22 protein-coding genes are annotated in these 24,876 nt (G+C 37.2%); 15 read left to right on the top strand and 7 right to left on the bottom strand.

Features of this window, described 5'->3' with window-relative positions; translation table 11 throughout:
• Positions 1–324: 324 nt before the first annotated feature.
• Positions 325–1,350 carry a nuclease-related domain-containing protein gene (locus AB1K81_RS17480; RefSeq protein ID WP_412977965.1) on the bottom strand — a complete coding sequence of 342 codons (1,026 nt, stop codon included), beginning with the start codon at positions 1,348–1,350 and terminating at the stop codon, positions 325–327.
• 188 nt (positions 1,351–1,538) lie between these two features.
• On the opposite strand from AB1K81_RS17480, the gene AB1K81_RS17475 reads away from it, so the two are divergent.
• The 7 genes from AB1K81_RS17475 to AB1K81_RS17445 all read left to right on the top strand — a co-directional run bounded on the left by AB1K81_RS17475 (position 1,539) and on the right by AB1K81_RS17445 (position 6,473).
• Positions 1,539–1,760, top strand: a complete 222-nt coding sequence (locus AB1K81_RS17475; RefSeq protein WP_412977964.1) for a hypothetical protein — start codon at positions 1,539–1,541, stop codon at positions 1,758–1,760.
• A 250-nt stretch (positions 1,761–2,010) separates the two neighbouring features.
• On the top strand, positions 2,011–3,012 hold the full coding sequence (locus tag AB1K81_RS17470; RefSeq protein WP_412977963.1) for a rod shape-determining protein: 1,002 nt from the start codon (positions 2,011–2,013) through the stop codon (positions 3,010–3,012).
• A gap of 75 nt (positions 3,013–3,087) precedes the next feature.
• Positions 3,088–3,891 (top strand): flagellar hook-basal body protein, encoded by an 804-nt coding sequence (locus AB1K81_RS17465; RefSeq protein WP_412977962.1) that lies wholly within the window; start codon positions 3,088–3,090, stop codon positions 3,889–3,891.
• Between the two features lie 28 nt (positions 3,892–3,919).
• The gene (locus tag AB1K81_RS17460; protein ID WP_412977961.1) at positions 3,920–4,744 is read left to right on the top strand and encodes a flagellar hook-basal body protein; all 825 of its coding nucleotides are present in this window, start codon (positions 3,920–3,922) and stop codon (positions 4,742–4,744) included.
• Positions 4,745–4,826: 82 nt separating this feature from the next.
• Positions 4,827–5,300, top strand: coding sequence for a DNA-directed RNA polymerase subunit beta (locus tag AB1K81_RS17455; RefSeq protein WP_412977960.1), 474 nt, complete (start codon positions 4,827–4,829; stop codon positions 5,298–5,300).
• A gap of 206 nt (positions 5,301–5,506) precedes the next feature.
• Positions 5,507–5,929 (top strand): 3-hydroxyacyl-ACP dehydratase FabZ, encoded by a 423-nt coding sequence (fabZ, locus tag AB1K81_RS17450; protein ID WP_412977959.1) that lies wholly within the window; start codon positions 5,507–5,509, stop codon positions 5,927–5,929.
• Between the two features lie 220 nt (positions 5,930–6,149).
• The gene (locus AB1K81_RS17445) at positions 6,150–6,473 is read left to right on the top strand and encodes a hypothetical protein (RefSeq protein WP_412977958.1); all 324 of its coding nucleotides are present in this window, start codon (positions 6,150–6,152) and stop codon (positions 6,471–6,473) included.
• Positions 6,474–6,516: 43 nt separating this feature from the next.
• Here the strand turns inward: AB1K81_RS17445 and AB1K81_RS17440 are convergent, their stop codons facing one another.
• On the bottom strand, positions 6,517–6,705 hold the full coding sequence (locus AB1K81_RS17440) for a YjfB family protein (RefSeq protein WP_412977957.1): 189 nt from the start codon (positions 6,703–6,705) through the stop codon (positions 6,517–6,519).
• A gap of 198 nt (positions 6,706–6,903) precedes the next feature.
• Here AB1K81_RS17440 and AB1K81_RS17435 point away from each other — a divergent pair, with 198 nt between their 5' ends.
• Positions 6,904–8,220, top strand: a complete 1,317-nt coding sequence (locus tag AB1K81_RS17435; protein ID WP_412977956.1) for a hemolysin family protein — start codon at positions 6,904–6,906, stop codon at positions 8,218–8,220.
• A 58-nt stretch (positions 8,221–8,278) separates the two neighbouring features.
• Here AB1K81_RS17435 and AB1K81_RS17430 read toward each other — a convergent pair whose 3' ends face one another.
• Positions 8,279–8,731 carry a threonine/serine exporter family protein gene (locus AB1K81_RS17430; protein ID WP_412977955.1) on the bottom strand — a complete coding sequence of 151 codons (453 nt, stop codon included), beginning with the start codon at positions 8,729–8,731 and terminating at the stop codon, positions 8,279–8,281.
• A gap of 343 nt (positions 8,732–9,074) precedes the next feature.
• On the opposite strand from AB1K81_RS17430, the gene AB1K81_RS17425 reads away from it, so the two are divergent.
• Positions 9,075–11,255, top strand: coding sequence for a sensor domain-containing protein (locus AB1K81_RS17425; protein WP_412977954.1), 2,181 nt, complete (start codon positions 9,075–9,077; stop codon positions 11,253–11,255).
• A 37-nt stretch (positions 11,256–11,292) separates the two neighbouring features.
• On the opposite strand, the gene AB1K81_RS17420 is transcribed toward AB1K81_RS17425, so the two are convergent.
• Complete coding sequence (locus tag AB1K81_RS17420; protein ID WP_412977966.1) at positions 11,293–12,003, bottom strand: threonine/serine exporter family protein; 711 nt, start codon at positions 12,001–12,003, stop codon at positions 11,293–11,295.
• A 249-nt stretch (positions 12,004–12,252) separates the two neighbouring features.
• The gene (locus AB1K81_RS17415; protein WP_412977953.1) at positions 12,253–12,669 is read right to left on the bottom strand and encodes a hypothetical protein; all 417 of its coding nucleotides are present in this window, start codon (positions 12,667–12,669) and stop codon (positions 12,253–12,255) included.
• Positions 12,670–13,454: 785 nt separating this feature from the next.
• Here AB1K81_RS17415 and AB1K81_RS17410 point away from each other — a divergent pair.
• Positions 13,455–16,550 (top strand): S8 family serine peptidase, encoded by a 3,096-nt coding sequence (locus AB1K81_RS17410; protein ID WP_412977952.1) that lies wholly within the window; start codon positions 13,455–13,457, stop codon positions 16,548–16,550.
• Between the two features lie 133 nt (positions 16,551–16,683).
• Here the strand turns inward: AB1K81_RS17410 and AB1K81_RS17405 are convergent, their stop codons facing one another.
• Together AB1K81_RS17405 and AB1K81_RS17400 are read right to left on the bottom strand one after the other, a co-directional pair.
• A complete protein-coding gene (locus tag AB1K81_RS17405) occupies positions 16,684–17,700 on the bottom strand; it encodes an acyltransferase (protein WP_412977951.1) in 1,017 nt (338 codons plus the stop codon).
• A 218-nt stretch (positions 17,701–17,918) separates the two neighbouring features.
• The gene (locus AB1K81_RS17400; protein WP_412977950.1) at positions 17,919–18,515 is read right to left on the bottom strand and encodes a hypothetical protein; all 597 of its coding nucleotides are present in this window, start codon (positions 18,513–18,515) and stop codon (positions 17,919–17,921) included.
• A gap of 232 nt (positions 18,516–18,747) precedes the next feature.
• On the opposite strand from AB1K81_RS17400, the gene AB1K81_RS17395 reads away from it, so the two are divergent.
• The 5 genes from AB1K81_RS17395 (at position 18,748) to AB1K81_RS17375 (ending at position 24,654) form a co-directional block, all read left to right on the top strand.
• Positions 18,748–19,443, top strand: coding sequence for a glycerophosphodiester phosphodiesterase (locus tag AB1K81_RS17395; protein ID WP_412977949.1), 696 nt, complete (start codon positions 18,748–18,750; stop codon positions 19,441–19,443).
• 282 nt (positions 19,444–19,725) lie between these two features.
• Positions 19,726–20,814 carry a glycosyltransferase family 4 protein gene (locus AB1K81_RS17390; RefSeq protein ID WP_412977948.1) on the top strand — a complete coding sequence of 363 codons (1,089 nt, stop codon included), beginning with the start codon at positions 19,726–19,728 and terminating at the stop codon, positions 20,812–20,814.
• Between the two features lie 349 nt (positions 20,815–21,163).
• The gene (locus AB1K81_RS17385; RefSeq protein ID WP_412977947.1) at positions 21,164–22,207 is read left to right on the top strand and encodes a glycosyltransferase family 4 protein; all 1,044 of its coding nucleotides are present in this window, start codon (positions 21,164–21,166) and stop codon (positions 22,205–22,207) included.
• A gap of 240 nt (positions 22,208–22,447) precedes the next feature.
• The gene (galU, locus tag AB1K81_RS17380) at positions 22,448–23,347 is read left to right on the top strand and encodes a UTP--glucose-1-phosphate uridylyltransferase GalU (protein WP_412977946.1); all 900 of its coding nucleotides are present in this window, start codon (positions 22,448–22,450) and stop codon (positions 23,345–23,347) included.
• Positions 23,344–24,654 (top strand): UDP-glucose dehydrogenase family protein, encoded by a 1,311-nt coding sequence (locus AB1K81_RS17375; RefSeq protein WP_412977945.1) that lies wholly within the window; start codon positions 23,344–23,346, stop codon positions 24,652–24,654. The genes galU and AB1K81_RS17375 overlap by 4 nt, the downstream gene beginning before the upstream one ends.
• Positions 24,655–24,876: the final 222 nt, after the last annotated feature.

Genomic DNA, 24,876 nt, shown 5'->3' with positions numbered 1-24,876 from the left:
GAGATGAGCCCGATGCGGGGAAAGATGCCCCCGAAGCAGGAGTAGATGAGCCCGAGGAGGGGAGAGATGCCCCCGAAGCAGGAGTAGATGAGCCCGATGAGGGGAGAGATGCCCCGAAGCAGGAGTAGATGAGCCTGAAAAGGAGAGAGATGCCCCAAATGTAGGAGTAGATGATCCCAAAAATGGAAGAGATAAACCGAATCCAAAGCTGATCCCAAATAGTAATAAGATGTACATAATGACAAAGAAGCCCACCCAATAAAAAAGAACAGGTTCACGATCCTTGATAAAAGGATATGAACCTGAAAAATCGGTATTTAGAGTTTAATCATTAAAAATAGACCGTTTACCTATTGGTAAAAAAGATTCCTGTGGGAACATGTCTAATGATGGTTTATGATACTTTCTTCCAAAATTTTTTCCGGAATAATCTAGATTCATTGAATAAAGAAGTCGACGAGCAATCTTTGGAGAATTAATTTGAAGGATTTCTCTACACATTCGATTAGTAATGGACGGCTCAAAAAGTAAAAAATAATCAAGAATTTTTTGTTCATGTGCTTTAGCATATTGATGCCCGCATTTTATACAAAACCATTTTCTGTTTTTATACTGTAATGGAGCATGGTTACAGTTAGTACAACCTATCCCTTTAATTAGATGCCGTTCATTAATAGTATATTGTTTAATTAAATCAGGTTTTAGTGGAGTATTATCTTTGAGTAAGGTTTTATTAAGTTTTCGTATGGTTGTTTGGTCATAGACAGTTTTGGAATTAGTTTGATAAATGTTATCAAACAGATTTGGAAGGGATTCAAGTTGTATAAAATTTATAGGTGATGTATGTTCATCTTTATAGGTAAGAATGGAAGAAGGGTTAGTGGATACACCAAGAGTTGCAATAGGGATAGGTGGAAAACCAGCCTGCTGAAGCCATGCGGTTAAATGTCGCTTATGAGTTTCTGCCTGCAAGATAGGGTTTTTGTAACCTTTCTTTTGATCGCCATCCAATTGAACTAATTGCCTAGTCTTATAATTATACTCAAGCTCACCTTTTAAATTTTTACTTTCTAAAATAAGAATTATCCTAGGGGTTACTATAAGTGTGTCTATTTGAAAATAGAATGGACCTATCTTTAAGCGGATTCCTTGAAAAATATAGGCATCTTTATGAGGATATGTGGAGACAATGTAATCTGTATTTCTCTCACCACGATAACCAGCTAAGTAACTAGCGTATTCATCCTGAAGAACTTTGTTATCTCTGAGCTGAGGGAGGAGCCATCGAAATAGGGCTTCATAACAAAGTAATACATAAGGTTTAGTTCGTTTAAGTATAATTTTTTTCAATAAAAATCACTCCTAATTAAAATAATCTGATGTAATAATTCTACAAACTACCACATAATCCTCTTTATTTCTAAACTTTTTTAAAAATCATTTAATAAATTTTTTGGTACACTCAAGGAGAAAGATGCACCTACCCCGGAGAAGATGCACCCGAAAAAGAGAAAGATGCGCCCGCGCCGGGAGGAGATGTGCCCAAAAAGGAGAAAGATGCTCCCACTTGGGAAGAAGATGCACCCGAAAAGGAGAAAGATGCGCCCGCGCCGGGAGGAGATGCACCCAAAAAGGAGAAAGATGCACCCGCGTCGGGAGGAGATGTGCCCAAAAAGGAGAAAGATGCGCCCGCGCCGGGAGGAGATGTGCCCAAAAAGGAGAAAGATGCGCCCGCGCCGGGAGGGGATGTGCCCAAATAGAAGAAAGATGCACCCGCGTCGGGAGAAGATGCCCCCAAAAAGAAGAAAGATGCGCCCACACAGGACAAGGATACTCCCAATAACCAAGAAGATCCCCCAACCAACCCCAATCCCCCAAACCCCAACCAAAATTTATCCTCCTTTTTTCCTAAATTTTGAAGTTTTATGTAGAATTTTGTGGTATTATATTGTATAAGTAGCATTGTGTTTATGAAACAGGTGCGGAAAGTTTTTAACGAGGAGGATTTTGATGTTTTCTAGGGATATTGGGATTGACCTTGGGACTGCCAATGTGTTGATACATGTGAAGGGTAAAGGAATTGTACTTAATGAGCCATCGGTTGTGGCTATGGATCGTAACACTGGCAAAGTGCTTGAGGTTGGAGAAGCTGCTAGACGTATGGTTGGACGGACACCAGGAAATATCGAGGCAATTCGTCCGTTGAAAGATGGCGTAATCGCTGATTTCGATGTAACAGAAGCAATGTTAAAATATTTTATAAATAAAATTAAAGTGAAAGGATTTCTTTCTAAGCCGAGAATGCTTATTTGCTGCCCGACGAATATTACGAAGGTAGAGCAAAAGGCGATTAAAGAGGCTGCGGAGAAATCTGGCGGTAAGAAAGTATATTTAGAAGAAGAGCCAAAGGTAGCGGCTATTGGGGCTGGAATGGAAATTTATCAGCCTAGTGGAAATATGGTCGTAGATATTGGTGGAGGAACTACGGATGTTGCCGTTCTTTCAATGGGTGATATCGTAACTTCCGAATCCATTAAAATGGCTGGGGATAAATTTGATGTAGAAATTCTTCAGTACATAAAACGTAAGTATAAGCTTCTTATAGGGGAGCGTACTGCGGAAGATATTAAAATTAATATTGCAACTGTTTTTAAAGGTGCTCGCCAAGAAGAAATGGATATCCGTGGCCGTGATATGGTAACGGGACTTCCACGTACAATTACTGTACATTCTGAGGAAATTGAAGAGGCGCTGCGTGAGCCGGTATCGTTGATTGTACAAGGTGCTAAGTCTGTACTAGAACGTACACCACCAGAATTATCAGCAGATATTATTGATCGTGGTGTTATTTTAACTGGTGGTGGTGCTTTAATTCACGGCATTGATCAGTTATTAGCAGAGGAATTAAAAGTACCTGTTTTCTTAGCAGAAGAACCAATGCATTGTGTGGCAAAAGGAACGGGAATTATGCTTGAAAATATTGATAAAGTAGAAGGTAGAAATATCGTTTAAATATAGGACCATTTTGGTGTTATGCGTTTGTAACACTTGAAAGAAAAAACACAGTTCACGGGGAGGCGTATTGTAGTGCTTAGAGGATTTTATACTGCAGCAAGTGGAATGCTTACAATGCAAAGGCAACAAGATGCATTAGCGAATAATATTGCCAATGCCAATACTCCAGGGTACAAGCAGGATCAAGCGTCGTTGCGAGCGTTCCCTGAGATGCTGATGTACCAAATGGGAGCTAGAGATATTCCGACAAAACAACCTATAAATTTACCAGTTCAAAATCCGATTGGGTCATTGAACACAGGTGTTTATGTGCAGGAATATGTCCCAGACTTCATCCAAGGTGCACTAAGAGATACTGGTGTAACAACGGACCTTGCATTAATCGATGGTGTGTTTCCTGATGAAACGGGAAGTATCTTTTTCACTGTGCAAAATGAAAATGGAGAGCCGCGTTACACAAGAAACGGTAACTTTACTGTAGATGGACAAGGCTTTCTCGTTACGACACAAGGATATTATGTGTTAAATGAAGCTGGAAATCCAATTCAAACGGGTGGTATGGAATTTACCGTAACACCGGATGGTGGACTTCAAGTTGGCGGGGAAACGATCCAACTAGGAATTGCGTATACGCCTAATGTGAACCAGCTTGAAAAAGAGGGAAATGGTCTTTATAACGGTGAAGCAGGACCTGTTCCGGCTGGTGCAACATTTACCGTACAACAAGGCTTTTTAGAACAGTCTAATGTGGATGCAGCGCAAACAATGACGCAAATGATGGAAGCGTATCGTAGTTTTGAAATGAACCAACGTGTTCTAAAAGCGTACGACGAAAGCTTAGGGAAAGCAGTAAGTGAAATCGGTCGTATCGGATAATGTCTGAATTGGAAAAGGGGGAATCGTTATGTCTAGATCTATGATTCAAGCTGCAGTAACGATGAATCAACTCCAACAAAAAATGGACTTGATTGGAAATAATTTAGCGAACAGTCAAACAACTGGTTATAAAGCAAGACAAGCAGATTTTGCATCATTATTATTCCAACAAATTAATAACTTAAACGACCCTGCCAATCTAGAAGGTAGACTTACTCCAGATGGGGTACGTGTTGGTTCTGGTGCTAAACTTGGTTCCATTAACATAGATTTATCACAAGGTGCGTTAAATGAAACTGGTCGTGCTTTAGATATAGCGTTACTACAACCAAATCATCTATTCCAAGTATCTGTTACGGAAAATAATATAACGGAAACTCGTTACACTAGAGATGGGGCATTTTATTTAAGTCCACTTGAAAATAACCAAGTGATGCTTACGACTAAAGATGGTGATCCAGTCTTAGGTACGAATGGACAACTAATATTCGAAGACGGATTTGATGATATTCAAATTGCTGAAAATGGATTAATCACGGTAAAACGTGGCACTAACACTGAAGTGGTTGGCCAATTGGAAATAGTAGAAGCGGTGAGACCAAGATTACTTGAGGCTACTGGAAATAATAATTTCCGCCTACCAACTGATTTAGCTCAACTAGGTTACAACGCAGCTGAAATTATCCAAGGAGTTCCAGCAGCACTAAAAAGTGGGGCACTGGAAACGTCTAATGTAAACATGGGGAAAGAATTAACGGATCTAATTAATGTACAGCGTTCTTACCAATTTAACGCACGTACCATTTCCATGGGCGATCAAATGATGGGCTTAATTAACCAATTACGTTCTTAAGTCCGAAAAGAGATTGACGCACATTAAAGGATAACTTATAGTAGAAAAATAATGAAATGTATGGAAATAGGTGAACCGAGTTATGTCCACAACAAACCAGTTTGATAAGACTAAGGAAGAAACATCTACTAGAAGAAAACGGATTGAGCTTCATACTGATAATGATAAAAGACGTGAGCCTGCTAAGCGAGCTGCAGAAAGTGAAGCGAAACCAGCTACATCTAAAGAAACATCTTCTAGTAATGAATCCTCCATCGACAAAGAAAAGCGTAGAAGACGTTCTGCAAATAGCGAATTAGAAATGACCGAAACGCTAAAACAAAACAGAAGACAACAAAAGAGAGAGCAAAAGGAAGAAAAACGTAAGAACAAAAAGCCACGATTACGGATTTTCCCAATTTGGTTACGGATTGTTGTTGTTGCTACCCTTTCTGTTGTTGCGCTTTGTGTTGGCCTTATGGTTGGTTACGGTGGATTAGGGGACGGAGAGCCGAGTGACGCTTTAAAATGGGAAACATGGCAACATATTATAGATATTGTCATTAAAGAAAAATAGATGTTAACCTGTACATAATAAGTACAGGTTTTTTGTTTTTAAGAAAGGAATATTAGCTTACCAACAAGCGAATGAACTACCCAATACTTGTTGAAGATAGCGAAACAAGCTCTTTTGAAAAGATAGTATGTAAAATGAGTAAATAGTTAATACCAACTACTAATATCTGGTATAATGAAATAAAGTATACACAAAAGGAGCGCTAAATGTTGGATATTAATGAAATAAAAAACATAATCCCACATCGTTATCCCTTCCTATTAGTGGATAAGGTTTTAGAAATGGAAGAGGGGAAACGTGTTGTTGGGTTGAAAAATGTAACGGTAAATGAACCATTTTTCCAAGGACATTTTCCTGATTACCCAGTAATGCCCGGTGTTTTAATTGTGGAGGCACTAGCCCAAGCTGGAGCGATTGCTATTTTAGGGAAAGAAGAAAATCGTGGCAAGTTAGGTTTTCTAGCTGGAATTGATAATTGTCGGTTTAAACGTCAAGTAAAACCAGGTGATCAGCTAAAATTAGAAGTTGAAATTGTCCGAGTTAAAGGTCCAATTGGAAAAGGAAAAGGGACTGCAACAGTTGATGGTGAGCTTGCTTGTGAAGCGGAGATTACATTTGCAATTAAATAAAGATGAAAATGCTGCCATGAGTTGGTAGCATTTTTTTATGCATATTTTAATGGAAGTAGGTTAATCTAATAAGATTATAGTTACATGCTTGGAAAAATTTATTGCTAAAATATACATAAACACATAAGTAATACATTAATTTTCCGTAAAAAATCTGTATCAGAAAGTAAAAAAAGGGGCAAGCTAATGCCGAAAGTTATTACTACAAGGAGGAAATGTCATGAACAAAAAATGGCTAATTAAATTAGGTGCGCCTGTTTTGGCATTATCACTTATGGTGGCATGTGGTGATGATGATACAGAAGATCCCATTGATGACCCGGTTGAAGATGAAGCACCATTAAATCAAGAAGATGATAATGGACTTGATAATGATTTAGAAAATGGTGGAACAGATAACGGCGATAATGGTATGGGTACTGATAACGGTACAGGAACCGGTGAAAATGGATTAGATGAAGGAAATGAAAATGGTTTAACAGAAGAAGAGAACAATGGTGCTGGTCCAACTGAAGGAACAGACGACGATGACAACAATCAGTAATAACTAATCCTAACAAAACCCCCTACACAGGGGGTTTTTTCATTTATAACGAAATGTCCACGCTTTTCCCAAGTGTCGGGTGTGGAGCTTGAGGTGTAGATTGGCTTAACATTTCAGTCAACTGTGCACCTTGCTGTTGCATGAGATCTTTAATATTTGCGATTACCTGTAAACTTGCTTCTGACCGTACCTGGCTATTAGCCATTACGACTGACATCGCTGCAATATCCATCTGAATCCCCCTAATGTTATGTTGTCCCCATTGTATCATAAATTGTAAAAAATTATCATAATTACCGGAAAAACATCTACTCTTTCACCTCATTTTCAGAATAAGAAGCATTGGAGAAGTGAAAATTAGACTAAATGGATCGTATTGTGATTAAATTATCTTGTGCAAATCATTATGTAAAGGTTTGGTGAATGTATTTTGGATATCCCGCTGATATCGATTAGTATAGTCCTTATTTTAATTATAGCTAATGGTATTTTTGCCATGACAGAAATCGCCATTGTAACGTCAAGGAAAGCAAGATTAGAAAAAATCGCACAAGATGGGGACAATAGAGCGACATTTGCGCTGAAGCTCGCCGAGGAGCCGAATCAACTGTTATCGACGATTCAAATCGGGATTACGTTGATCGGGGTTGTAACAGGTGCGTTTGGTGGTGCTGCAATTGCTAGCAAATTAGCCCCGGCAATTGCAAAAATAGAGGTCCTTGCTCCCTTTAGTGCACAAATAAGTATGTTTATCGTTATCGCCATCACGACATATTTATCTTTAATTATCGGAGAATTAGTTCCGAAACGTATTGGCATGAACAACCCAGAAAAAGTAGCACTATCCGTAGCGAAGCCGATGTATTACTTTTCCAAAGTAGGTCGACCGCTGATTTGGCTGTTAAGTAAATCAACCGAATTAGTATTGAAAATTTTTGGTATTAAACAAAATAATAACCCTGATGTGACAGAAGAAGAAATTACGCAAATGATTGAACAAGGTGTCTATAGTGGAGTAGTCGAAGAAAATGAACGTGAGATGGTGGAACAAATTTTCTTTATGGGTGAACAACGCTTAGGGGATATTTTGACACCTAGAACGTATCTAGAATGGATTGATGTTGAGGATTCACTTGAGGACAACTTGCGTATTATGAGTGAAAGTAACCATTCCTCTTTTCCAGTCGGTGAGGGAAGCCTCGATAAATTCCGAGGCATTATTCATAAAAAGACTGTGTTTGGCCGCCTTGTGTTGGGTGAATCCTTTAAACTAGAGGACTGTGTGGAAAAAGCATTAGTACTACCAGAAGCGATGATGGCATTTCAAGCACTAGAAAAAATAAAAGATTCCGGGATGCATCAAGCAGTTGTCATCGATGAATACGGTGGAATTGAAGGCTTTGTCACCTTACACGACTTTATCGAAAACATCGTTGGTGATATGCCAGATCTACTGGATGTCGATCCAGAAATTACACAGCGCGACGAAAATTCATGGCTTGCAGATGGGTTAATTCCCTTAGAAAGCTTCAAACGCTATTTTGATATCGAGGAGCTTGAAGAACTAAGGAGCGACTCCCACACACTAGGCGGATATATCACTACCTACCTTGGCGATATCCCTGCCGAAGGAGATTTCATTAAGGTGGAAGATTTAAAAATTGAAGTGATAGATATGGATCATGTACGAGTAGATAAGGTGTTGATCACACGGACTGAAGCAGATGATGTTGGAGATGAAGCATAACAATCTATGGAGTGAGGGATATCAACCAAATTCCCTCACCCAATAAAAAAACACAGCTCTAAAGCTGTGTTCTCCTCTTCTTGCCACTCGTTTTCAACATCACTTGATTTAACACTTCCGAAAACATTAGCCCCATGGCAATTCCGCCAGCTAGAAGCATCACTTCTGTAGCATATTCAAAAGCAGCATAGTAATCATTCTGGACAAAGCTGCGCATAGCGTTGTAAGCCATCCCTCCTGGTACAAGCGGTATGATACCCGAAACATTAAAGATAATAATCGGAGTCTTATACATTTTGGCAAAAATCCGGCTAATGACTGCAACGAGTGCCGCTCCAAGAATCGTTGCTGGTAAAGCATTCATTCCGATATCGACTAATAAGTAATAGACAATCCAACCAGCCATACCGTTTATCCCACATTGCACTAACACCTTTTTTGGTGCATTAAATAAAATCCCGAACCCTAAAGAAGCTATAAAACTTGTAATAAGTTGGGCAATAATTCCCATGCAGAATACCTCCGTTACAAATCAAACATGATTACTATTGTACCCAAACTAATCCTCAACTGCAAACGCAGCAATTTACATTATTCGCACCTACTCAAAAGTAAACGCAAACAATGTGCTTTTTTAGCATAATAGGAAAGGATAAAATTTCCCCCACTTATTACTCATTCTCTAAAAGATAAGGGAATGTGCCTTCTTCTAACATATTTTGATTATATTTAATGGTTCGGAAATCGAAATTACATATGAAAATTAAGAAAACAGTTTGAAAAGAGGGACTATTATACTATAATTTGTAATAAGTAATCGAATTTTTGCTTATTTTATATAAAGGGGAGCTATCATGACTAGGACCGATTCGACACAAAATGCGGCATTAGAATTGTTATTCCAAGATACTATTCCCCATATTAGTCAGGATGCACTAACAGAGAAGCTAGTGAATTATTATGCTTCACTAGGAAATCAAACACCTGATCTAATCATGGTATTCTCTCGAGATGGAGAATTACGTTCTATAAATAAGCACGACATAAGAGTTTTTCAACATGTCGTTCACATTAATGATTTTAAACGTGTGCTGTTAAAGAAGTCCTTTGAAAATTTTGAACACGCTTTCCGCCAAACGTTAACAGGAAAAAATCAATACTGTGAAGTTCAATTGAAGCGGAAAAAAGAGTTCTTTGATATGATGATGGTTCCTTTAAATAGCCACGATTCAGTCGACGGGATAGGACTGTTTATAAAAGACGTAACGATACATAAACAAAAAGCTATCGATATTCGGAGTGAAAATAGCAGTTTTAAATCCATACTCGACTTATTAAATATTGGCGTTTGGGTCAGTGACTATAAAACAGGGAAGCTAGTCTATGCTTCAACGGGTTTAGCAGACCTTTATGAATATCCAATTGAGGCTTTCGATAGAGATCAATTAGAAATTAAAGATGTTATTCAAAAATATGTTCATCCAGATGATAAAAGTTATGTAAAGAAAATGGCTATTGAAGTACTTGCTAACGGAGAATCTGTGGATATGCGTTATCGAATAAACACATTTAATGGTACAGAAAAATGGCTTACTTGTCACACTGCACCTTTCCATGATGAAAATGGTAAAATCACCTATATCTACGGACTCCAAACTGATATTACCGATGAAGTGAAAATTCAAGAAAGGCTCGAGTACTCAGCTAATCATGATATACTAACAACTCTTCCTAACCGAAGAAGCTTAGACGAGAAGCTTTCTAGTCTATTTAAAAGTAAAAAGCCGTTCGCCTTCATGTTTTTGAACTTAGATCGATTCTCGGTTATCAACGGTTCATTAGGATATCAAATCGGTGATGAAGTGTTAAAAACAATTGCAGCAAGACTCATGTTAATCCTCCCAGAAACAAGCTTTATTGCAAGTCTGAAGAGCAATGATTTTATCATTCTATTAGAGGATTACAAGGATAAAGAAAATATCATCTCCATTACGGAGAATTTAATTCACGATATTAAACAACCGATTACGATAGATGATTACGAAATTAATATGACAACAAGTGTCGGGATTAGTTTATATCCTGATGACGGGAAAACAACGGATCGTCTCATGGATAAGGCGCACTCAGCATTAGTTCACGCGAAAAAAAGTGGGAGAAATACGTTCCGATTATATTCCTATTCCAAAGACATTGCCTTCCAGCGTAGGCTTTCCATTGAAAATGATATGATTGAAGCGCTAGAAAAGGAAGAGTTTGAGCTGTACTATCAGCCATTAGTCGAAACAAAAACAGGTAAAATTATGGGAGCAGAGGCACTAATTCGTTGGAATCATAAAGAATGGGGCGCAATTTCCCCGGGTGAATTTATTCCAATTGCGGAGGAGAATCACTTAATTAGTGACATAAGTGACTGGGTAGTAAAAAAAGCCTGTCAGCAAATGCAGGAGTGGAAGGAAAAAGGACTGGATTTAATCCAGGTTTCTGTAAATATTTCCCCAATTCGTCTTATGAAAAAAGGATTCCCAGACTATGTGAAGAGTCAGCTGAACACATACCAAGTCCTACCAGAATACTTAGGCGTAGAAATTACTGAGGGCTCTCTTTTAAAAAGTGAAAAAGTCGTCCTAACCACACTTGCTGAACTAAAAGAGCTTGGCGTACGTGTTGCAATCGATGACTTCGGTACTGGTTTTGCCTCATTAAATTATTTACGAGAGTACCAAGCGGATACGCTGAAAATTGATCAAGTTTTTATTCAAAGTAGAGATGGTCAGATTGAGAAGGATACTATCATCGTAGGATCTGTCATGGAAATGGCAAGAGGTCTTAAAATGAAAATTATTGCAGAAGGTGTAGAGGAATACAGTCAATACCTTTTCTTAAGAGATCGGGAGTGTGATTTGATCCAAGGCTACTTATTTTCTCGACCGGTTCCAGTAGTAGATTTTGAAAAGTTGTTAATGAAAGGAATTATAGAACCTGATCCATTAAAAGTGGAGAAAGATCGGTTACGGAGAGAAGTGAAACAATAAAAGGGTTTGGATCAAACACAAACCCTTTTTGTTTTGCCTATAAAAATGCGAGAACAACCGCAATCCCAGCTCCAATTGCAAAAGCAGTGAGCAGTGCCTCAACACCTTTCGATAATCCAGCAACTAGATGCCCCGCTAGCAGATCCCGTACAGCATTTGTAATATGTAATCCAGGAACCAATGGCATTACTGCCCCAATAATAATCTTATCAAGCTCCACCCCAAGCCCTGTCTCTACGAAAAGAATAGCCAAAAGCCCAATAATAAATGACGCTACAAATTCCGAAATGAACCGAATTTCAACCAGCTTATCAAACCATAGGAAACCTATAAAGCCGATCCCACCAGCAACTAATGAAGGAAGAAAATCCGCCCACATTCCGCCAAACATAATCGTAAAACTTCCACTAGCAAGGGCAGCAATAAGTACCATTACTTTATCAGAGTATATAAATTTCTGCCCCTCTAGAGTTTGCAACGCCTCAAGTGCCTCTTCAATATTCAACTGCCCCTCCGCAATTTTTCTAGAAACACTATTCACTTCCGCAATCTTATTTAAATCCGTCGTCCGTTTTTCAATCCGCATCATAATCGCTGGCTCCATGAGGTCAACGGAAAAGTTAATGGCAGTCGGTGTCGCATAACTCTGTGGATTCTTCTGCCCGAAAGAATGGGCAATCCGATTCATCGTATCCTCCACCCGATACGTCTCCGCACTACTCTCGAGCATTATTTTCCCTGCAAGCATACAAACCTTGGTGATTTTCTCATATTTATTCAAAATAAAATGCCTCCGTACTGATTAATCTTTTCTTATTATAGTAGGGATTAGGTAAAGATGAAAGGGGGGATTGGAATATTTGGAGTAAGAAAGGGAAGTATCAACCGAAGTAGGTCTGATATCAACTGTGTCTTTAAGAGCACCAACAGTTTTGTAACAGCAAAATTGACTTCGTGCCATAAAAGAAAAAGCCCCCACACAGGAAGGCTTCTTAACTCAAGGCAACATCATTATTAAACCAACCAAAGCGATCAACGGAATTGCGTTTGCCATGGCGAGGGCGATCATGGCAAAGGTTGTAACATTTTGTTTTGCTTCTTCCGGTACGCCGATTGAACGCTGTAGTAAGATAAATAGTGGGGCAAATACCATAGCGGAGATGGCGATGATTCCTGGAATTAAGAGCTCCTCCAAAGAAGAGGCTGATTCCAAATTAATCATGCCAAAGATAATCAGTATGATTGGAATGATTTCAGCAATAGCTACGCCAATGAAGAATTTTGTTTGGACATTACTAAGGTTTTCAGGGTTTTCTTTAATTTTTTCTACGTTAATTTTAAAGATTAATAGAATGGAAATACTTGCTAAGATTGCTGCGATTGCAAAGAGGTAAGCACTTGACAATGTAAACACTCCTTTTTAAGAAAAATTAATCTAACCAAGAGTATCATAGCATACAAAAAAAGGAAAAAGAAGCTGTCTCCTGGACAGCTTCTTCCTTATAGTTTCCCTCACCAATAGAAAAGACGTCCCTCAGGTTACTCTGTTTCCTCAGAAAATTTCTCGTCAGCCTTCATTGCCAAAAAAGAAAGATTACTATATCCGACATTCAAATGGAATGCAGTGTCATTACGACTTTACATCCAGTCAACAAGAATACAGAGATTTTCAACGTCGTTTGCTTCTGAACCTCATTCGTCCAGTTCCCATCAGTTTTCCTTTGTAATGTTAGCTAAACAGTCGAGCTACTGTCAGATGGGAATAAATTCCTAATGGGGTAAGAGCTACCGAATTCTCTGCTGGAACTTCTGTTTCATTTTATTAATTAGGAAGTGGTATAGCTCAATCGTATCAATCCCCGGATAGAGGTTTTCATTTAATGAAATATCAGTATTTTAATTAGGTAATTGTAATTTTTAATAGAGAACAAATAAGTGAGTGTTCATTCTTTATTAAAAACAGACAACCTCAATTTACAAAAATAAGGACTTTAGACCTATAACGAAAATCGAATGAAATCATATTATCTCGATTCCGAAAGAAAAACCAAGAATATGTAAACCCAATTCCCCATGACTTTTGAACCTTGTCTAAGTTTTGTGAATTATCTATCATTATACTTACTAGGTTTTTAGAATTACTAGATTAATAGGTAGGGCTAAGGACTTAAGTAGAATTCGCTTAAGAGGAGGAAGTTTATGCTAAAAAGAGTTGCGGTATTAACTATGATTTTTCTATTAGCGTTCAGCACTGTTTCCTTTGCAGCACCAGGAAACATTGTCGTTAATAGAGACCTATCAAAGGGGGCGCTTTCGAAAGATTTAGTAGAAACCGTTAACCCTAACGAAGTAGTGCGTGTAACAGTAGAAATTGATGGGGAAGCTCCGATTGAAAAGGCAACGAAAAAGGGGCAAAAGTTCGGGGACTTAAGTGTATCCGAAAAGAAACGCCTTCTTAATGAAGCTAAAGCTAAAAAGCAAGCAGCTAAAAATGAAATCAAGAAACGTAATATTAATGCAAGATTTCTTCAAGAGTTTGACGCGGTAGTAAACGGCTTTAGTGCTGAAGTGAAATATGGCGATATTGAAGAAATTGAAGCAATTCCTAATGTGAAACGAGTTGTTATCTCTACATTCTATGAACAGCCAATTGCAGAACCAGATATGAATTTCAGTAAAGAGTTAGTACAAGCACAACAAGCTTGGAATGACTATGGTTACAAAGGGGAAGGAATGGTTATCGGGGTTATTGACTCTGGTGTAGACCATAATCACCGGGATTTAGTTCTTTCTGAAGGAAATTCTGTCGCTTTAACGGAAGAAGAAGTAAATGAAATTATCGATAGAGAAGAATTACCAGGGGTTTATTATACTGAAAAAGTTCCATATGGTTATAACTATTTTGATCAAAACCATGAATATACGGACTTTAATGATAGCTCTGGTGCACATGGTATGCACGTAGCTGGTACAGTGGGTGCTAACGGCGATGAAGAAAATGGTGGAATTGTTGGAATCGCTCCAGAAGCACAAATTTTAAACTTGAAAGTATTCAGTAATGACCCTAGTTATGGCGGAACTTATAGTGATATTTATATTGCGGCAATTGATGACGCCATTAAACTAGGTGCAGACGTTTTAAATATGAGTTTAGGTGCACCAGCTGGATTTGTAGCAGCAGATTCACCGGATAATCAAGCGGTTTCTCGTGCAGTGGAAAATGGAATTATGATGTCTATTTCTGCGGGTAACTCTAATTTGTTTGGTGATGGATTTTTCTATCCTTATACAACAAACCCTGATTATGGTGTGACTGGTTCTCCAGGAGTTTCATATGATTCTTTACAAGTGGCATCATATGAAAATTCTTATCTATTAGTGGACGAGCTTGTATATTCCATTAATGGTGAGCAAGGAGTATCAGCTGGATTTATGTCAGCTAGTGCGACTCCTCCGACAGTAGGTTCTACATATGAATTAGTAGAAGCCGGACTAGGATATCCAGAAGATTATGAAGGAAAAGAAGTAGAAGGTAAGTTTGCACTAGTTCAACGTGGGGAGTTAGATTTCGTAACGAAAGCTCTTAATGCTCAAAATGCAGGAGCTGCAGGGGTTATTGTGTACAATAACACAGATGGTATGGTTAATATGGCAACTGATCCTGCTATAGTCATTCCACAGCTTTTCCTAGCAAAAGCAGATGGGGATGCACTAGCAGAAGCATTACTTCAAGGGCAACCAGCAGAAGTAACATTCTCAGGTGGAAACACAGCAGTACCGAACGCAGAAGCTGGAAAAATGAGTGTATTCTCCTCTTGGGGACTAACGCCAAACCTTGATTTTAAACCAGAAATCACAGCTCCAGGTGGACAAATTTACTCTACATTAAATGACAATGCATATGGAGTAAAGAGTGGTACATCCATGGCTGCTCCACACGTATCAGGTGGTAGTGCTTTAGTATTACAACGTGTTGATGAAGAGTTTGGTTTATTAAATAAAGACCGAGTTTTATTTGCTAAAAATCTATTAATGAATACATCAAGCCCAGTAGAATTAGAGGGTGCCGATGTATCACCACGTCGTCAAGGTGCAGGTTTAATGCAATTACATGCTGCATTATCAACACCTGTTGTCGTGACAGACTCTAATACAGGTGAAGCAAAGGTTGCGTTAAAAGAAATCTCTGGAAATCAAGTTTCCTTTGATTTAACGGCAACAAACTATTCGTCTGAAGCGGTAAGCTATGAAGTGAGTGCCAATGCACTTAGTGACGTTCCACTGAATGCAGGTGGTGGAATTTATGTAACATTACCAAATGATTATGGTTCACTTCCATTAGATGGAACTACTTCTGTAAATGGTGAGGAAGTAAGTACAATCGAAGTTCCGGCCAATGGTTCTGTTTCATTTGAGGTAACGATTGATCTTAGTGATTGGGATGAAACTTTAAGAAGTTACTACGAAAATGGGTATTGGGTAGATGGATTTGTAACATTAGTTGATCCAACTGATACAAATCCAACGCTTTCAGTACCTTATGCTGGATTTAAAGGTGAATGGGATGATGCACCAATCTTTGACACTCCAGTATGGGATCCGATGTCATTCTATGCAATGGGTGGAGTAGTTACTTCCCTTGGTGAAGGAGACTACGGATATTTAGGAGTGGATGCAGAAACAGGCTCACCTAATCCAGATCTAATTGCTTTCTCACCAAATGGTGATGGAGTCATGGATGATGCGGGGTTAATTCTATCATTTTTAAGAAATGCAAAAGAAGTACAATTTAATGTGCTGGATAGTAATGGTAATGTTGTAGATACCATTTACACGGAATATGATATTCGAAAGGACTACTATGACAGTGGTAGAGGTTCTTACTACAAGCTTTCTTCAGACTGGATGTGGGATGGAACGATTAATGGTGTGAAAGCAAAAGATGGTCAGTATACACTTCAAGCTGTAGGTGTAATTGACTACGAAGGTGCTGAAGCTCAAACATTTGAAGTACCAGTTTTATTAGATACGTTAGCTCCATCGGTAAGAACAATTGCTAAGAGAGGCAACCGTCAATTACTAGTCATGGTGCGAGAAACTGGAAGTGGTATTAGTGAACTTGAAATCAAAGTAAATGGTGAACCTGTTGAAATTGAAGAAGGTCAAACATCCATTTTACTAGAAGATGTTCACCCAAGTGCAGTAGTCGAAGTATCTGTAATAGATAACGCAGGAAATGGATACCAAGACATCGTCATGGGACCACAAGGAAACGCAAAAGGCAAACTACGCTAGTGGGACAGGGGGACAGGTCCATCGTCCCACCTCACTCTAAACTAACAAGTACTACACTAGTACAGGGACAGTTCTTTTAATAATATATATGTAAGAAGGAGGCAATCTATCGATAGATTGCCTCCTTCTCTATTTAAACAATTCTTCTTAAATAAGGTATCTTTTGAATAATCAATACGGCAACAAAGCTTGTAATGTAAAGGCAAATCAAAGATATTAGAACCCCAACAACGGGGTGCCCAAGTGTGTAATAGATTTTAAAACCTACAATTTGTTCAAATGTACTGCTAGCGAAGATAGATAATATAAATGGGTGAATTAAGAATATCCCAAAGCTTGCTTCAGACATTTTATTTACTAATTTTCCAGGTTGATAATTTTTGAACCGTTGTTTAAAGAAAACAAACACTGCTAATGCTACAAAAATTGTTGTAAATGTTAAATTCCCATACCAAAATCCAGTAAAGGACCCATTTTCAAGCTTATAAATATAAGTACCGTAAAGGGTGAAAAACAAGCCGATTGAACCGAGAATATATGCAATCCTCTCGATAATAGGTGTAATTTCTATTTTTGTTAGAATATACCCTAAAAGTAGATATCCAGTAAATCCTTTAAACATATCTAATCTAAAACCATGTGAGTATCCAGCAAAGTGAGAAAATAAACCAGAAATTGCTGTTGCAACAAACCAAATAACTACGAAGTAAATTGCAATTTTTATATCAGATTGTTGTGTTACTTTGCGCAAGATTGGAATGGTTAAATATAATCCAATTATGGTAAATAGGAACCATAAATGATAATACGAACCATCGGAAAGCCATTCTCTTATAAAGGTTCCTACAGATAATGAGGATAAATCTTTAACATGATACCAAACGACGTAAAATGAAACCCAGAATAGAAAAGGGATCATAATTTTAGACATTCGTTTATGGAAAAATGTTTTAATCGGTTCATCTTTACTGAGAAGTAGTGCACCACTAATCATTAAATAAACTGGAACACTGAAGCGACTTATCCCGTCAAAAAAGTTTCCCACCCACCATGTTACGGATAGTTCTTGTGAAAGCATGGCTGCTGTTATATGAATTAACAGGACAAAAATCATTGTTGTTGCACGAAGTAATGTTATATAACCTATCATATTCTCGCTCCTACATTCATAGATTTATAGAATCATAAAATCATTATAAGATTATACAACATGCCAAATCAATAACGTAATATGAATTTATTGATAAAATTTCAATCCATTATGAGACATAAGTTCCCATTCTAAAGGAGAAGAGCATTTTTAAAAATTGTTGAGTATTGTTTGAAACAATAAAAAAGCTGACCCTCCACTCGAGAGCCAGCTAGAAACTATCTTTCTTTTTCATAAGTTTCTTTTAATTCCTTTATCAACGTATCAATATCTTTCCCTTCCGTAGAGATACCTAGTTCATCAGCCTTTTCTTTAAGCAATTCCATTAAAAGCTCCTGCTGAATAGCTTCGATTCTTTTTCCTTCCGTTTGCACGCCATAGTCTTTAGCTTTGGAGTTAAGGATTTCCTTTCTGTTTCCTAATCGAAGTTCATTAATATCTTTTACTTGATAGTCTTTCTCATTAATTTTCTCGCCATAAACTGTTCTCAACTCAGCTTTTAACTGTTCCAGGCTTTTCTCCGTGGTAAAAATCCCTAATTCCTTTGCCTTTTCAAGAACGGCAGCTTGCCCGAGTTCCTGCTGAATGGTTACAATATCTTTCCCCTCTAGTGATATACCATATTGTTTTGCTAACAAAACTAAACGTTCGTTATTAAGGTTAAAAATTCTGTCACCTCGTAAATCATTTTTCACAGTAGAAGTCTCTTTTTTCACTTGTATACTTGTGTTCTCTGCGGCAAAAGTAGGAATGAACTGCAGTAACCCAAAACAAAGGCCGCCAACTAATAGCGATATAAGTAACTTTTTCTTCACATAATCCCTCCTTTCTTTAAGGATAACGTTATAAATATATTATATACGTTCTCAATTAAGAATACCATCCTATTTCGGGACAGGGGGACAGGTTCGTTGTCCCACCATCTGGGACAACGAACCTGTCCCCCTGTCCCACCATCCATTTACAATGTTTTCATATTAACTTAATACAATCTTTACGCATGACCTCTATACTTTAATTAAAGAACGCAGGATAGGGGAGAATTTGATGACAATTAGAGGTATTGCTCACCGTGGGTATCCAGTGAATTACCCAGAAAATACATTATCATCCTTCCAAGCGGCAATCGATTTAGGTTTTTCCCATATGGAGTTAGATGTTCACATGAGTAAGGATGGAATTCCGGTTGTCATGCATGACCACACGATTGATCGGATGACTAACGGAAGTGGAGAAATTCGCAAGCTTACTTTAGAAGAACTGAAGCAATTTACGATTTCTCCAAATGAAACAATACCCACATTAGAAGAGGCGCTTCAATTAGCAAAAGACCGTATCATAGTTTCCATTGAATTAAAGAAGCCAAAATTATATCAGGGAATTGAACAAAAGGTTTATGAGATAATTAAAAATCTCCATATGGAAGATCAAGTATATATCATTTCCTTTAATCATGATTGCTTATTCAAATTGCGGGCTATTTCTAGTGATGTCAAAATTGGTCCTCTAGTCAATAAAGTGCGTAACTCCCATTATCAATTAATTCAAAAGCTAAATGCGGAATATTTTGCAGTGAAATATACTTCTATAAAAGAAAAACATATAAAAAAGTGTGAGGAAATGGGAGTCCAACTAGTAGTTTGGACAGTGAATACAGTAGAACATATGAAATCAATTAAACAATACCCAAATATATTAATTACAACAGATGAGTTGGAAACATATAAAGCGGTATTAGAATAATGAAAAGGGAGATTTATATGAAAAGAAAAAGAAATTCCAAACTTAGAATAGTATTATATGTATTATTTTTTCCAATCATAATCTACACCATCCGTAAGAGCTTCCAAAACGAACAATATGTGAGAATATAGAACGAATAGGGGACGTAGATGGGAAAGAAATTTGCATCAATTCTGTTCTTCTAATTTCTAGCTTGTTTAATATGGATATATCCTTTAAAATTAGGAAAGTGTTACATAATATATAATAAGGTGACTATTAAAAAGATAAAAGAGGTTTAGTATGATTAACACAGCGGATCTTATTATTGCATTTTTCATTTCCCTAATTTCAACACTGCTATTGGTATATCCAATAAAAAAACTTGCTTTCAAATGGAATATTATTGATTTACCTAATTACCGAAAAGTCCATAAAAACCCTACCCCCAGACTAGGTGGTTTAGCCATATTTATTGGAACCTGTCTAGGATTGATTTATTTGAGTCCAAGCCATGAATATTTCCTTGAAATTAGTATCGGTGCAATTATTATTGTAATAACTGGATTATTTGATGATAAATACCAGATAAAACCTATATTAAAGCTTGCTGGACAGTTAATACCAGCAACGATATTAATCACATCTGGCCTAATTATCGAAAAGATTACGTTACCATTTTTTGGCGTAATCGATCTGGCTGGCCCTTTTAGTATTGTTATTACGTTCTTATGGATAGTAGGAATAACTAATGCAATTAATCTAATCGACGGATTGGACGGCCTTGCATCTGGGGTATCAACGATCGCACTTATTAGTATTCTTATAATGGCGATAATGGACCAAGAAATACTTGTAGTCTTTTTAGCTGTTGCGCTAATAGGAAGTAATCTCGGCTTCTTATTTCACAATTTTCACCCAGCGAAAGTCTATATGGGAGATACAGGTTCCTTATTTCTCGGTTACATGATTTCTGTTATATCGATTTTAGGTTTATTTAAAAATGTAACATTATTCAGTTTTATTATTCCGATTATCATATTAGCTGTTCCGATATTCGATACTATTTTTGCCATCATACGAAGACTTTTAAACGGTGAGAAAGTTATGAGCGCTGATAAAAAACATATTCACCATCAACTACTTGCAGCTGGATTCAGTCATCGGACAACGGTTTTAATTATATACGGGTTTAGTATTATATTTGGTGCCTTGGCTATTACTTTTTCCAATTCAGGTTTAGGATTTAATTTAATTATTGCTTTTATCATCTGGTTTTTACTACACCTCTTTGCAGAACTTGTAGGCTTAGTTGGTAAAGGTCAACGTCCAGTACTTCGGTTGATGAAAAAACTTTTTGGTGAAAGAAGGCAAAACAAACAGCAATCCTAACACACAAAAATTAGGGTTGCTTTTTTTGAGGCTCAATAATTTTAGGTTCAACCGTCAGAAAAAATAGGTATCATAAGAAGTATTATAAATGGCAGCGTCCAACACTTAATTTTTATCACACATTGCTTTTTGGGACAGGGGGACAGGTTCCTTGTCCCAGGGACAAGGAACCTGTCCCCCTGTCCCAACCAAAAGTCTGTCCCAAATTTATATAACATATTGCTTTTTTAAAAAATTTCCTTATAATGAGATAGGAAAAATATTAAACAATGAAACTTTTAAAATGTGTTTTTCGTCTAATAGATTAGCAATGCTGTGAATAACTGTCATGAGTTTAGGAGGATCAAAAATGACTATAATTGCACTAGTCATTACATTTGTTTTATCACTAATATTAACCCCAATCGTAAAAAAGTTTGCATTTAAAATCGGGGCTGTCGACCACCCCAATAGTAGAAAAGTTCATCAAAAGGTAATGCCAAGACTAGGTGGGTTAGCTATCGTGGTCAGCTTCTTGGCCGGAGTTTTAGTCTTTTTACCTGACACCATACAGGCTTGGCCAGTTATAACTGGTGCCCTAATTATTGTGTCTATTGGTGTTCTTGACGATATTAAAGAAATATCTCCGCGTACTAAATTAGCTGGTCAAATAATAGCAGCCACCATTACGGTAGTTGGTGGTATTCAAATTGACTATATTACGTTACCGTCTGGAGAAGTTTTACAATTTGGATATTATGCTATACCAATTACAATGATTTGGATTGTTGGTATTACGAACGCAATTAATTTAATTGACGGTTTAGACGGATTAGCGGCAGGTGTATCGTCTATTGCACTTTTGACTATATCCGGTCTTGCACTTTCGATGGGAAATCCATTAATCGCATTACTCGCTTTATTAGTCTTAGGTAGTACATTAGGATTTTTAGTATTTAACTTTTACCCGGCAAAAATCTTTATGGGTGACAGTGGTTCATTATTCTTAGGCTATATGATTAGTGTTTTAGCTGTTATGGGGCTATTTAAAAATGTAGCGATGTTTTCATTGATAGTTCCGATTATTGTACTTGGCGTACCGATTCTGGATACGACATTTGCAATTATCCGTAGAATTGTAAAGAAAAAACCATTATCAGCTCCTGATAAGTTCCATTTACATCACTGTTTAATAAAACTAGGATTCTCACATCGCCAGACAGTTGTTCTTATTTATACATTAAGTGCATTGTTTGGAGTTGCAGCACTGATCTTTACACGTGCTACCCTTTGGGGGTCTACATTACTACTGATTGGTATCCTAATACTAGTAGAATTAATCGTTGAAGTAACTGGATTGATTAGTGATAAGTATAGACCACTCTTGCATTTAATTGATGGACGTAAGAAATAAAAGTGATAAGTCAACCTCTAAAAAATTATATATTGCGGGTTGACTTTTTCTTTTTTTGCAAAAGAGCTTATATCACATAAAAGAGTTTGCACGTGGTACAATATAGAAAATAATGTTTTTCCTAAAAACACATGTGTATAAAATTGCTAGTTCTTTCTTTACTATGATAATATAGTCTAGCAATAAGAAAGATTACCGAAGTATAGTGAAGTGAGAGTTTTTTCAAAAGGAGAGAATAATATGCTTGTAAAAAAAGCTATAATTCCAGCAGCTGGACTAGGGACAAGATTTTTACCAGCTACTAAAGCACAGCCAAAAGAAATGTTACCGATAGTAGATAAACCGACTATTCAATATATTGTAGAAGAAGCAGTAGCTTCCGGGATAGAAGACATTATTATTGTCTCTGGTCGTGGAAAAAGAGCGATTGAAGATCATTTTGATATTTCATACGAATTAGAAGAAACTTTAGCTAAAAAGGGGAAGACGGAGGTTTTAGAAGAAGTCCGTGCAATTTCTAATTTAGCTAACATTCATTACATAAGACAAAAAGAACCTAAGGGACTAGGGCATGCGATTTCGGTAGCTAGCAGGTTTATTGGGAACGAACCATTTGCAGTACTTCTAGGTGATGATATTGTTCAATCCGAAGAACCATGCTTAAAACAATTAATTGACGTTTACGATAAACATCAATGTTCGGTTGTTGGTGTACAAGAGGTTCCTGAGGAAATGGTTTCTAGCTATGGAGTAATAGATCCGAAAGAAATACATGCAGATGACCCGCATACCGTCGTAGTAAAGTCATTAGTGGAAAAACCTTCTGTTGAGAATGCGCCATCTAATTTAGCAATTATGGGAAGGTATATCTTAACACCGGAAATCTTTGCAATCTTGGAAGACTTACCGCCTGGTAAGAGTGATGAAATTCAATTAACCGATGCAATCGCTAAGTTGAATAACATTCAGCCAGTATTAGCGTATAATTTCTATGGTAAGCGATTTGATATCGGAAATAAACTTGGATTCGTCAAAGCTACTCTAGACTTCGCTTTAGAACGTGATGATTTAAAAGATGATGTATTTGCTTATATTGAACAACTATACAGTAGTAAAACTAATGGGAGGAAGCTTCAATGAAAATCGCAGTAATTGGGACAGGCTATGTTGGCCTTGTTACCGGTGTTTCCCTAGCTGAAATCGGGCACGAGGTTACATGTCTTGATATAGATGAAGCAAAAGTAGACCTATTACGTAGTGGTAAGTCTCCAATCTATGAAGAAGGATTAGAAGAGCTATTACGTAAAAATATAGATAATGGAAGAATTAACTTTACAACAAGTTATGAAGAAGGACTAAAAGATAAAGAAGCTATTTATATAGGTGTTGGTACACCACAATCCGAAGATGGCTCAGCAGATTTACGCTATATTCACGCCGCAGGAGACAGCATAGGAGAGCATTTAAAGAATGATGCTATTATTGTGATAAAGAGTACAGTTCCTATTGGTACAAATGAATATATTCGTGACTATATTACAAGTCGCCTTAAACATAATGTATCGATTCAAATTGTATCCAACCCAGAATTTTTACGCCAAGGGTCAGCAGTACATGATACCTTCCATGGTGACCGAATCGTGATTGGTTCAGAAAATCAAGATGCACTAGAGAAAATCGAAGAAGTTAATAAGCCATTCGGTATTCCAATTTTAAAAACAGACCTAAGAAGTGCAGAGATGATTAAATATGCATCAAACGCATTTCTCGCAACTAAAATTAGTTTTATCAATGAAATTGCCAACCTTTGCGAGCATTTAGGAGCAAACATTGAGAATGTTACGAAAGGAATGGGAATGGATAAGCGCATCGGGGAATTTTTCTTAAATGCTGGAATCGGCTATGGAGGCTCTTGCTTCCCTAAAGATACGAATGCTTTAATATCCATTGGAAAAAGTGTAAACTATCAAATGCCTATATTACAGAGCGTTGTAGACGTGAATGAAAATCAAAAACGGATTATCATTGACAAGCTTAAGAAACGCTTTGGTTCATTAAACGGATTAAATATTGCATTGTTAGGTCTTTCATTCAAACCGAATACAGATGATATGCGTGAAGCACCTTCTATTCCTGTTTCTAAAGCATTAATCCAAGAAGGAGTAAATGTGAAGGCATATGATCCGGTAGCGATGGATAATGCGAAAAAAGTAATTCCTTCAGAAGTACAATTCCAAGATAGTATTGAATCTGCAGTTGAAGGAGCAGACTGTCTAGTAATTTTAACGGAATGGAAAGATTTCATAACGTTTGGTTTAGAAAATTACAAAGTAAAACTAAAGAATCCTATTATTTTTGATGGTAGAAATTGTTTTAATGTACAAGATGCAACTTCTTTAGGAATAGAATACTATTCCATTGGAAGACCGTCCGAAATTAATAATTAATACTATTTAAAAAAACACTTCAAAACCGCTAATAGAGGGTGTTGAAGTGTTTTTTGTTTGCGACTAGTTATATTGGGTGAAATGTGAAAGAGAATTTATAAATATTGATAGTAGAAATCCTCGAAATTTAGCGTAATTCGTTGTATAATAACGGAGTATGTATTCGAAATTGAAATAATGAATGTATCTAATGAAAAAGAGAAATCATAAGGGCGAGAGATA

Source organism: Ornithinibacillus jepli, assembly GCF_047228935.1.
Lineage (GTDB): Bacteria > Bacillota > Bacilli > Bacillales > Amphibacillaceae > Ornithinibacillus.
The sequence above is the reverse complement of the archived record's forward strand: the minus strand, read 5'-3'. Positions and strand labels throughout refer to the sequence as shown.